Genomic DNA, 9,013 nt, shown 5'->3' on the forward strand with positions numbered 1-9,013 from the left:
GGGTGAGCGCGCTGTCGGGTGCAGGAGGATCGTGCCGGTCCGCTCCCCTGGCTCCGGCCCTACCACGCTGTCAGGGCAAGGGTGGCGTCCAGCGCGCCTTCGCGCAATGCCCAGATCGGGGGCGGGCGGGGCCGGATCCCGCCCGGGCGCGCCGGGGCGCCGGAGGGGGCGGCCCGCAGCGCGCCGGCGCCTCGCACGAGCGCGGCGCATCCGGACCCCGGAGGATGCGCGGTGCGATGCTGGACGGATGAGCATGCACGCCGACGAACTCGTGATCGCGATGCTGACCGCCGAGGAGACCTCCGAGCGGTACGACCTGCTGAAGTCCGCCCTCGAGGAGCACGACGACCGGGGCGTGCAGTACCTGTCGGGCGTCGTCGGGCGGCTGCTCGCCTACATCGACGGGCTGCGCGAGCCCGAGGAGAACCGCGTCGCGCTGGAGCAGTACACGCGACGGGTCGCCCTGCAGTGGGCGCAGGAGGACGAGGGCTAGGAGCCGGTCGCGCGGATCCCCCAGCTCAGCGTCCACTCCTCGCCGGGCTCCAGGCGGCGGACGCCGACGCCGGAGTTGAAGGCGTCGGCGGGGGCCGTCATCGGCTCGATGGCGACCGCCTGGCGCCCGTGGGTCGGGAACTCGCGCGGCGTGTAGACCTGGAGGAATCGGAAGGACGCGTCCGCCCAGAGCTCGACGCCCCGTCCGTCGGGCGCGGTGAGGCCGTGGCGGCTCGTGCCGTCGACCAGGTGCACGTCGCCGTAGCCGGTGTTGAGGTCGAGGCCGCCCACGACGCGGCCCTCGCGGAGGTCCTCGTCGGCCCCCTCGACGGGGTGGTCGGCGACGGGGATGAGCGCGTCGTCGACCTCCGACCACGTGTCGGCCCGCACGGTCAGCGTCAGCTCCGCGGACGGGATCCCGCCGAGCGCGAGGTACGGGTGCGCGCCGACCGCGACGGGCGCGGGTGCCGCCGAGTCGTTGCGGATCCGGTGGGTGACCACGAGGCCGTCGTCGGCGAGGCGGTACGTGACGGACGTGTCGAGGAGGAACGGGTACCCGTGCTGCGGGAACACGGTCGCGGAGAGGGTGATGCGGTCGTCCTGCCGGTCGGACGCCGTGTACCCGGTGTTCCGGAGGAGGCCGTGGGACGCGTTGCCGAGCGACGGCTCGGACACGTCGAGGGCCTGCGCCTTCCCGTCGAGGTCGTAGCGGGCCCCGCGGATCCGGTTCGGCCACGGCACGAGCACCATGCCGGCGCCCATGGGCGCGACGACGTCCTCCCCGTACGGCTCGACGAGGTCGACGCCGTCGAGGGTCAGGCCGCGGAGGGCCGCCGCGAGCTGCACGACGGTGGCACGGAGCTCGCCGGACGGGCCGGCGTGGACGAGGTGGTGCTGCTCTCCGGTGACGGGTCTCATGGGATCCACGTTACGACCGTCCGGCCCCGGGCGCCGCGCCGGCCTCGACCACGCGCAGGCCCGCGTCGCGCAGCCGGCGGACCTCGCCCGGATCGGCGCCCCCGTCGGTGAGCAGCGTGTCGACGAGGTCGAGCGGCGCGACGGATCCGAGGTGGGTGCGCCCGAGCTTGGCCCCGTCCGCCACGACGACCGTGCGGCCGCTCGCGGCGACCATCCGCCGCTTCACCTCCGCCTCCGGCAGGTTCACGTTCGTCACGCCGCGGTCGACGTCGACCCCGTTGCAGCCGATGAACGCGATCTCCGGGTGCAGCCGGTCGAGCACGACGGTGGCGAGCGGGTCCACCAGGCTGTGCTGCAGCGACCGGAGCGTGCCGCCCGTCACGATGACGGTGAAGCGCGGCATCGCCCGCTCGAGCTCCAGCGCGAGGGTGAGCCCGTTCGTGATGACGGTGACGTCGACGAGGTCCTCGCGGGCGACGAGCGCCCGCGCCACCTGGAGCGTCGTGCTGCCCACGTCGAGCAGCACGCTCTGCCCGCTCTCGACGAGGTCGGCGGCGGCCCGGCCGATGGCCCGCTTGGCGTCCGCGGCGGATTCGAGCGACACCTCCAGGCTCTGCTCGCGCGCGGCGAGGCCCGACCGCAGCACCGCGCCCCCGTGCACGCGCTGCACGGCGGCGGAGTCGGCGAGCGCGTCGAGGTCGGCGCGGATCGTGACGGCGGACACGCCGGCGTCGGCGGCGAGCTCCGCGACCGTCGCGAACCCTCGGTCGGCGAGCCGCTCGAGCAGGCGGGAGCGGCGGAGCGCCGCGGGGACGGAGGCGGTGTCGTCGGCCATGCGGCGAGCCTGATCCACCCGCTCGCGCTTGTCAAAGCGCAAATGCCGCTTTCGCGGACGCAGATCGGACGATCCGGAGCCCGTAGGATCGGGGGATCATGCATGCCGACCAGACCGTCACGACATCGCCGTCCGGGATCACGCAGCGCCGCACGCTGCTCTCCGACGGCCGCGAGCTCGTCTACTTCGACGACGCCGACACCGCGCTGCCGCCGGAGCGCGCCGCCGACGCCCGCCCCGCCGCTCCCCGCCCCCCGACCGCGACGATGCGGCAGGACGTGCTCACGGGCGAGTGGGTCTCCATCGCGGCCGCGCGGCAGAACCGCGCGCACCTGCCCCCGGCGGAGCTGGACCCGCTCGCCCCCGCGACCCCGTCGAACCCGTCCGAGATCCCGAGCATGTACGACGTGGCGGTCTTCGAGAACAAGTCGCCGTCCTTCGGGCCCTCGCTCGCCGACGCGGAGGGCGTGGACGCCCCCGTCGACGACGCCGACCTCACCGCCATCGGCCTGGAGCGCACCCGCACCTCGGTCGGCCGCTGCGAGGTCGTCTGCTTCAGCCCCGAGCACACCGGCTCGTTCAGCGGCCTCGCGCCCTCGCGCGCCCGCACGGTCGTCGAGGCCTGGGCGGAGCGCACGCGCGCCCTCTCCGCCATGCCCGGCGTCCGCCAGGTGTTCCCGTTCGAGAACCGCGGCGAGGCCATCGGCGTCACGCTGCACCACCCGCACGGCCAGATCTACTCGTACCCCTACGTGACGCCGCGCACGCGCCGCCTCGTGGAGTCGATCGGGCGCTTCGGCCCGGGACTCTTCGCGCGGATCCTCGAGACCGAGCAGGCGTCCGACCGGGTCGTCCTCCGCGGCGAGCACTTCACGGCGTTCGTGCCGTTCGCCGCCCGCTGGCCCGTGGAGGTGCACATGCTCCCCCACCGCCACGTGCCCGACCTCGCGGAGACCACCGAGGCCGAGCGCGACGAGCTCGCGACGATGTACCTGCGGCTCCTGCAGGGCATCGACCGGCTCTACGACACCCCGACGCCGTACATCTCCGCCTGGCACCAGGCGCCGGTGGACGCGCACCGGGACGAGATCCGCCTGATGCTGCAGATCACCTCGCCGCGTCGCGCGGCCGACAAGCTCAAGTTCCTGGCCGGATCCGAGGCGGCCATGGGCGCCTGGATCGGCGACGTGCCGCCGGAGAAGGCGGCCGAGATGATCCGGAAGGCAGTGGAGGACGCATGACCGACATCCGAGACGACGTGCGCGAGGGATTCCGCCAGCGCTTCGACCGCGAGCCGCACGGCGTGTGGTCCTCGCCCGGGCGCGTGAACCTCATCGGCGAGCACACCGACTACAACGAGGGCTTCGTGTTCCCGTTCGCGATCGACCGCCGCACGGTCATCGCGCTGGCTCCGCGGGACGACGACCGCATCCGCCTGGCCAGCTCCTTCTCCGAGGAGGTCGTCGAGGCGCGCCTCGCCGACCTCACGGGCGACCGCATCGAGGGCTGGCAGTCCTACCCGCTGGGCGTCGCCTGGGCCCTCGGGCAGCGCGGCGCCGACCTCGCGGCCGTGCCCGGCTTCGACGTGTTCATCGACAGCGACGTGCCGGTCGGCGCGGGCCTGTCCTCCTCGGCCGCGCTCGAAGGGGCCGTCGCCCTCGCGCTCGACGACATCTGGCGCCTCGGCCTCGACCGGCAGGCGCTCGCCGCCGTCGGCCAGCTCGCCGAGAACGAGATCGTGGGAGCCCCAACGGGGATCATGGACCAGTCCGCGAGCCTCCTCGGCGAGCCCGACGCGGGCGTCTTCCTCGACTGCCGCACGCTCGTCTCCGAGGTCATCCCGCTCGGGCTGGAGGCCGCCGGCCTCACCATCGCCGTGATCGACACCCACGTCGCCCACGCGCACGCCGACGGCGGGTACCGCGCCCGGCGCGAGTCGTGCGAGACCGGTGCCCGGCTCATGGGCGTCGACTCGCTCCGCGACCTGTCCGTGGACGACCTGGCCCGGGCCCGCGAGGTGCTCGACGACGAGACGTTCCGCCGCGTGCGGCACATCGTCACGGAGAACCAGCGGGTGCTCGACACCGTGCGCGCGCTGCGCGAGGAGGGCCCGCGCGCCATCGGCGAGCTGCTCGACGCGAGCCACCGCTCCATGCGGGACGACTTCGAGATCAGCGTCCCGGAGCTCGACCTCGCGGTCGAGGTGGCGCAGAACGAGGGCGCGGTCGGCGCGCGCATGACGGGCGGCGGCTTCGGCGGCTCGGCCATCGCGCTGATCGACGTCGACTCGCTCTCCCGCCTGCAGGTCGCCATCGACGGTGCCTTCGCGGAGCACGGCTACACGGGCCCCACCGTCTTCACGGTGACGCCCTCCGAGGGGACGAAGGCGGAGCGGTAGGCCCCCGCGTCGGACCGCCCTAGGCTCGGCGGCATGCGACCACCCGCGGGCCTCACCGAGGTCGTCGACGCCCGGGACGACGCCGTCCGCGACATCGGGCGCGCGCTCCCGGCGTGGTTCCCGGCGTCCACGCACCCGGGCGGATTCGCGTGGGAGGCCGCCACCGGGCAGCTGCCCGCGCGGATCGCCGTGGTGCGCGACGCCGCGGGAGGGATGGTCGGCTGGGCCGGCTGCTCCCCCGACGACGCGCGCGTCGAGTGCGCCCCCGGTGACGACGCCACCACCGCCGAGCTCGCCGCCTGGGTCCTCGACGCGGCAGGCGGCGGACCCGTCAGCGTCGCCGTGCACCGCGGCCAGGACCGCCTGCGCGGGATCCTCGCCGACCGCGGGTTCGTCGACGAGGAGGTCCCGCTCGCCGGGCTCCGCCACCCCGCCCGGGACACCGGCGCGCGGCCGCCCGCGGGCTACGCGATCCGCCCGGTCGCCCCCGGGGAGGAGCGGCGGCGCGTCGACGCGCACCGCCGCGCCTGGCGACCCGTCGACCTGCCCTTCACCGACGGGTCCGGCGACGGCATCGACCCGGCCGCCGAGAGCCGCTTCGACGACCGGGCCTACGCGGCCGTCCGGGCCTCGGCCCCCTACCGCCCCGACCTCGACCTCGTGGTGGAGGCCCCCGACGGCTCGCTGGCCGGCACGTGCACGGCCTGGCTCGACCCGGCGAGCGGATGGGCGGAGCTCGAGCCGCTCGGCATCGTGCCCGCGCACCGCCGCCGAGGGCTCGCGCAGATCCTCGCGCTCGACGTCTGCCGCCGCGTCGGCGAGCTCGGCGGCCGGGACGTCCTCATCAACAGCTCCCCGCTCCCCTACTACCGGGCGCCCTGGGACGCGTACGTCGCCGCGGGATTCGCGCCCATGGACCGCGGCACGCGCATGCGCCCGGCGCCTACCCTGGCCGCATGACCGTCGATCCCCAGGCCACCGTCCGCGCGCTCCCCGGCTCGCCCGCGCCCGACGTCGCCGCCGCCGCCCTCGTGGCCGCGGGCGCCCGCATCGTGGGGCGGGTGTCGCTCGGCGCCGGATCCAGCGTGTGGTTCAACGCCGTGCTCCGCGCGGAGGTCGCTGACATCGCGATCGGCGCGGGCTCCAACCTGCAGGACAACGTGAGCTGCCACGTCGACGCGGGCTTCCCGCTCACGGTCGGGACCGGCGTGAGCGTGGGCCACGGCGCGGTGCTGCACGGCTGCACGATCGAGGACGACTGCATCGTGGGCATGTCCGCGACCGTCATGAACGGCGCCGTGGTCGGCCGGGAGTCGCTGCTCGCGGGCGGCACGGTCGTGCTCGAGGGGCAGGTCGTCCCGCCCCGCTCGCTCGTCGCGGGCGTGCCCGGCCGGGTGCGGCGCGAGCTCACGGACGACGAGGTCGCGGGGCTCCGCGCGAACGCGGCGCACTACGCGGAGAACGCGCGGCTGCACGCGGGGACGGTCCCGACGCCGGCGGCGCTCCTCGGCGCCGGGTCGACATCCGCATCCGCATCCGCCCCGTACCCCGGACGCGAGGAGGGGACGGCCTGACCGGCCGTCCCCTCCCGCACCGCCGCCGCGCGGTCGAGTCCAGCGCTGTCGCGGCGAGCGCCGTCAGCCGCGCAGCTCGGCGGCCAGGCGCGCGTCGCGCTCGGCGGCCAGCACCACGTTGACGAGCAGCATCGCCCGGGTCATCGGGCCCACCCCGCGCGGGTTCGGCGACAGGTGGCCGGCCACCTCCTCGACGGCGGGATCGACGTCGCCCGTGAGGCGCGCCTTGCCCGTCTCGGGATCCACGACGCGCGTGATGCCGACGTCGAGCACCGCGGCGCCGGGCTTGACCCAGTCCGGCTGGATGAGGCCCGCGACCCCCACGGCCGCGACCACGATGTCCGCCCGGCGGACCTCCTGCTCGAGGTCGCGGGTGCGCGAGTGCGTGAGCGTGACGGTGGCGTCGAGCCCCTTCCGCGTGAGCAGCAGGCCGAGCGGGCGCCCGACCGTGAGGCCGCGGCCGACGACGACCACGTGCTGGCCGGCGATCGGCACGTCGTAGCGCTCGAGCATCTCGACGATGCCGGCCGGCGTGCACGGCAGCGGCGAGGTGAGCTCGCCCTGCACGCCGAGCACGAGCCGCCCGAGGTTCGTCGGGTGCAGCCCGTCGGCGTCCTTCGACGGGTCGATGAGCTCGAGCATCGCGTTCTCGTCGATCCCGGCGGGGAGCGGCAGCTGCACGATGTAGCCCGTGACGGCCGGGTCGGAGTTGAGGCGCTCGATGGCCTGGCGCACGTCGGCCTCGGTGGCGTCGGCCGGGAGGTCGACGCGGATGGACTCGATGCCCACCTCGGCGCAGTCGCGGTGCTTGCCGGCGACGTAGGAGCGGGATCCCGGGTCGTCGCCCACGAGGAGCGTGCCGAGCCCGGGGACGAGGCCCTGCTCGCGGAGCGCGCGGATGCGCACGGCGAGCTCGGACTTGACGGCCGACGCGGTGGCGACGCCGTCGAGCTTCACTGCGGTCATCGTCCGGCGCCCTACTGCTCGAGGCCCTCGTAGAGCGGGAATCCGTCGGTGAGCGTCAGCACGCGCGCGCGGAGGGCGGCGAGGTCGCTCCCGGGCTTCAGGGTCTCGGCGATGATGTCCGCCACCTCGGTGAACTCGGTCTCGCCGAAGCCGCGGGTCGCGAGCGCGGACGTCCCGATGCGGACGCCCGAGGTGACCATGGGCGGGCGCGGGTCGAACGGCACCGAGTTGCGGTTGACCGTGATGCCCACCTCGTGCAGCGCGTCCTCGGCCTGCTTGCCGTCGATCGGCGAGTCCCGCAGGTCGGCGAGGACGAGGTGCACGTCGGTGCCGCCCGTGAGCACGGAGACGCCGGCCTCGGTGGAGTCGGCGGCGACGAGGCGCTCGGCGAGGATCTGCGCGCCCTGGATGGTGCGGCGCTGGCGGTCGGCGAACTCCTCGGTGGCGGCGATCTTGAACGCGGTGGCCTTGGCCGCGATGACGTGCATGAGCGGCCCGCCCTGCTGGCCCGGGAACACGGCCGAGTTGAGCTTCTTGGCGAGCGCGGTGTCGCGGCTGAGGATCACGCCGGACCGGGGGCCGGCGAGCGTCTTGTGCACGGTGGAGGAGACGACGTCCGCGTAGGGGACGGGAGAGGGGTGCACGCCCGCGGCGACGAGCCCGGCGAAGTGGGCCATGTCGACCCAGAGCTTCGCGCCGACCTCGTCGGCGATCGCGCGGAACGCGGCGAAGTCGAGGTGGCGGGGGTAGGCCGACCACCCGGCGATGATGACCTGCGGGCGGTGCTCGAGCGCCTTCTCGCGCACGACGTCCATGTCGATGAGGAAGGTGTCGGGATCCACGCCGTAGGCCGCGGCGTCGTAGAGCTTGCCGGAGAAGTTGAGCTTCATGCCGTGCGTGAGGTGGCCGCCGTGCGCGAGCTCGAGGCCGAGGATCGTGTCGCCCGGCTGCGCGATGGCGGCGAGGACGGCGGCGTTGGCGGTCGCGCCGGAGTGCGGCTGGACGTTCGCGAACTCGGCGCCGAAGAGGCTCTTGGCGCGGTCGATGGCGAGCTGCTCGGCGACGTCCACGAACTCGCAGCCGCCGTAGTAGCGGCGGCCCGGGTAGCCCTCCGCGTACTTGTTCGTCAGGACGGACCCCTGCGACTGCAGCACCGCGCGCGGCACGAAGTTCTCGCTGGCGATCATCTCGAGGGTGCCGCGCTGGCGGCCGAGCTCCTGCTCGAGGACGGCCGCGATCTCCGGGTCGACCTCGGAGAGGGGGGCGTTGAAGGACTGGTCGACGGGCATGGGACTCCTTGTGCACGGTGGACGAGCGGATGCGTCGTGGCCCAGGCGTACGGCCACCAACCGTGTGAGTCGCTCCCCGATGGTGACCCATCCGAACGCCAGTCGCGACGTCGTCGAGCCTACCCGGACGGGGGCGCGGACGCGAGGCGGGGACGGTCGACGCACGGGCCTCGACGCTCCCCCGCGGTCGCCGTGGCCGTGCCCCTCCGCCGCCGGCGCGACGGTCGTCTGGCCGGTCAGCGAGGAATCGCGATGGGCACGAACGATCCAGCCGGTCACGGGGACCGCCCGCCCGTAGGATCAGGGGGTCGGGCGACGGTGCCCGCCGTATGCGGAGGAAGGACCGAGCATGGGGAGCGCAGCGCTCACGACCGATCCCGCGGCAGGCGGACACGACCACGACCCGGCGCGCCCGGACGCCGCCCTCCCGGCCGAGGACCGCGCCCCCGTCGTGCCGGAGGCCGTACCCCCCGTCGACCGCGACGCCCTCGCCGCCGACCTCCGCCCGCTCGTGGGCGACGCCGCCGACGCCCTCGCCGCC

General features: G+C 74.9%; 9 protein-coding genes, 1 pseudogene and 1 riboswitch. Of the genes and pseudogenes, 6 read left to right on the forward strand and 4 right to left on the reverse strand.

Annotated features, from left to right (window positions below):
* Positions 1-247: 247 nt before the first annotated feature.
* Positions 248-493, forward strand: coding sequence for a hypothetical protein (locus Q6969_RS10040; RefSeq protein WP_317230315.1), 246 nt, complete (start codon positions 248-250; stop codon positions 491-493).
* Here the strand turns inward: Q6969_RS10040 and Q6969_RS10045 are convergent.
* Together Q6969_RS10045 and Q6969_RS10050 are read right to left on the reverse strand one after the other, a co-directional pair.
* Entirely contained in the window at positions 490-1,410 is a 921-nt protein-coding gene (locus tag Q6969_RS10045; RefSeq protein ID WP_317230316.1) for an aldose 1-epimerase family protein, read from the reverse strand. The genes Q6969_RS10040 and Q6969_RS10045 overlap by 4 nt on opposite strands.
* Positions 1,411-1,420: 10 nt before the next feature.
* Positions 1,421-2,245, reverse strand: coding sequence for a DeoR/GlpR family DNA-binding transcription regulator (locus Q6969_RS10050; RefSeq protein ID WP_317230317.1), 825 nt, complete (start codon positions 2,243-2,245; stop codon positions 1,421-1,423).
* 98 nt (positions 2,246-2,343) lie between these two features.
* Between Q6969_RS10050 and galT the strand changes: the two genes are divergently transcribed.
* From galT to Q6969_RS10070, 4 genes are read left to right on the forward strand one after another with little or no spacing between them, the layout of a single operon-like run.
* Positions 2,344-3,486, forward strand: coding sequence for a galactose-1-phosphate uridylyltransferase (galT, locus tag Q6969_RS10055; protein ID WP_317230318.1), 1,143 nt, complete (start codon positions 2,344-2,346; stop codon positions 3,484-3,486).
* Entirely contained in the window at positions 3,483-4,643 is a 1,161-nt protein-coding gene (gene galK / locus Q6969_RS10060) for a galactokinase (protein ID WP_317230319.1), read from the forward strand. The genes galT and galK overlap by 4 nt, the downstream gene beginning before the upstream one ends.
* A 33-nt stretch (positions 4,644-4,676) precedes the next feature.
* Positions 4,677-5,603 (forward strand): GNAT family N-acetyltransferase, encoded by a 927-nt coding sequence (locus Q6969_RS10065; RefSeq protein WP_317230320.1) that lies wholly within the window; start codon positions 4,677-4,679, stop codon positions 5,601-5,603.
* Positions 5,600-6,217 carry a gamma carbonic anhydrase family protein gene (locus tag Q6969_RS10070; protein WP_317230321.1) on the forward strand — a complete coding sequence of 206 codons (618 nt, stop codon included), beginning with the start codon at positions 5,600-5,602 and terminating at the stop codon, positions 6,215-6,217. Before Q6969_RS10065 ends, Q6969_RS10070 begins: the two co-directional genes overlap by 4 nt.
* Positions 6,218-6,280: 63 nt before the next feature.
* Here the strand turns inward: Q6969_RS10070 and Q6969_RS10075 are convergent, their stop codons facing one another.
* Positions 6,281-7,183 (reverse strand): bifunctional methylenetetrahydrofolate dehydrogenase/methenyltetrahydrofolate cyclohydrolase, encoded by a 903-nt coding sequence (locus Q6969_RS10075; RefSeq protein WP_317230322.1) that lies wholly within the window; start codon positions 7,181-7,183, stop codon positions 6,281-6,283.
* A gap of 11 nt (positions 7,184-7,194) precedes the next feature.
* Positions 7,195-8,472 (reverse strand): serine hydroxymethyltransferase, encoded by a 1,278-nt coding sequence (gene glyA / locus Q6969_RS10080; RefSeq protein ID WP_104343436.1) that lies wholly within the window; start codon positions 8,470-8,472, stop codon positions 7,195-7,197.
* Positions 8,473-8,504: 32 nt separating this feature from the next.
* Positions 8,505-8,588: riboswitch (ZMP/ZTP riboswitch) on the reverse strand.
* 233 nt (positions 8,589-8,821) lie between these two features.
* Here glyA and Q6969_RS10085 point away from each other — a divergent pair.
* A pseudogene (locus tag Q6969_RS10085) lies at positions 8,822-9,013 on the forward strand (glycosidase); the annotation flags it as partial.

It is taken from the genome of Clavibacter sp. MX14-G9D (assembly GCF_032917815.1).
GTDB lineage: Bacteria > Actinomycetota > Actinomycetes > Actinomycetales > Microbacteriaceae > Clavibacter > Clavibacter michiganensis_K.

Bases quoted from the DNA above. Each gene is read 5' to 3' on its own strand.
- Q6969_RS10065 (WP_317230320.1), top strand. From the start codon at position 4,677: ATGCGACCACCCGCGGGCCTCACCGAGGTCGTCGACGCCCGGGACGAC.
- glyA (WP_104343436.1), bottom strand. From the start codon at position 8,472: ATGCCCGTCGACCAGTCCTTCAACGCCCCCCTCTCCGAGGTCGACCCG.
- Q6969_RS10070 (WP_317230321.1), top strand. From the start codon at position 5,600: ATGACCGTCGATCCCCAGGCCACCGTCCGCGCGCTCCCCGGCTCGCCC.
- Q6969_RS10045 (WP_317230316.1), bottom strand. From the start codon at position 1,410: ATGAGACCCGTCACCGGAGAGCAGCACCACCTCGTCCACGCCGGCCCG.
- Q6969_RS10075 (WP_317230322.1), bottom strand. From the start codon at position 7,183: ATGACCGCAGTGAAGCTCGACGGCGTCGCCACCGCGTCGGCCGTCAAG.
- galK (WP_317230319.1), top strand. From the start codon at position 3,483: ATGACCGACATCCGAGACGACGTGCGCGAGGGATTCCGCCAGCGCTTC.
- Q6969_RS10040 (WP_317230315.1), top strand. From the start codon at position 248: ATGAGCATGCACGCCGACGAACTCGTGATCGCGATGCTGACCGCCGAG.
- Q6969_RS10050 (WP_317230317.1), bottom strand. From the start codon at position 2,245: ATGGCCGACGACACCGCCTCCGTCCCCGCGGCGCTCCGCCGCTCCCGC.
- galT (WP_317230318.1), top strand. From the start codon at position 2,344: ATGCATGCCGACCAGACCGTCACGACATCGCCGTCCGGGATCACGCAG.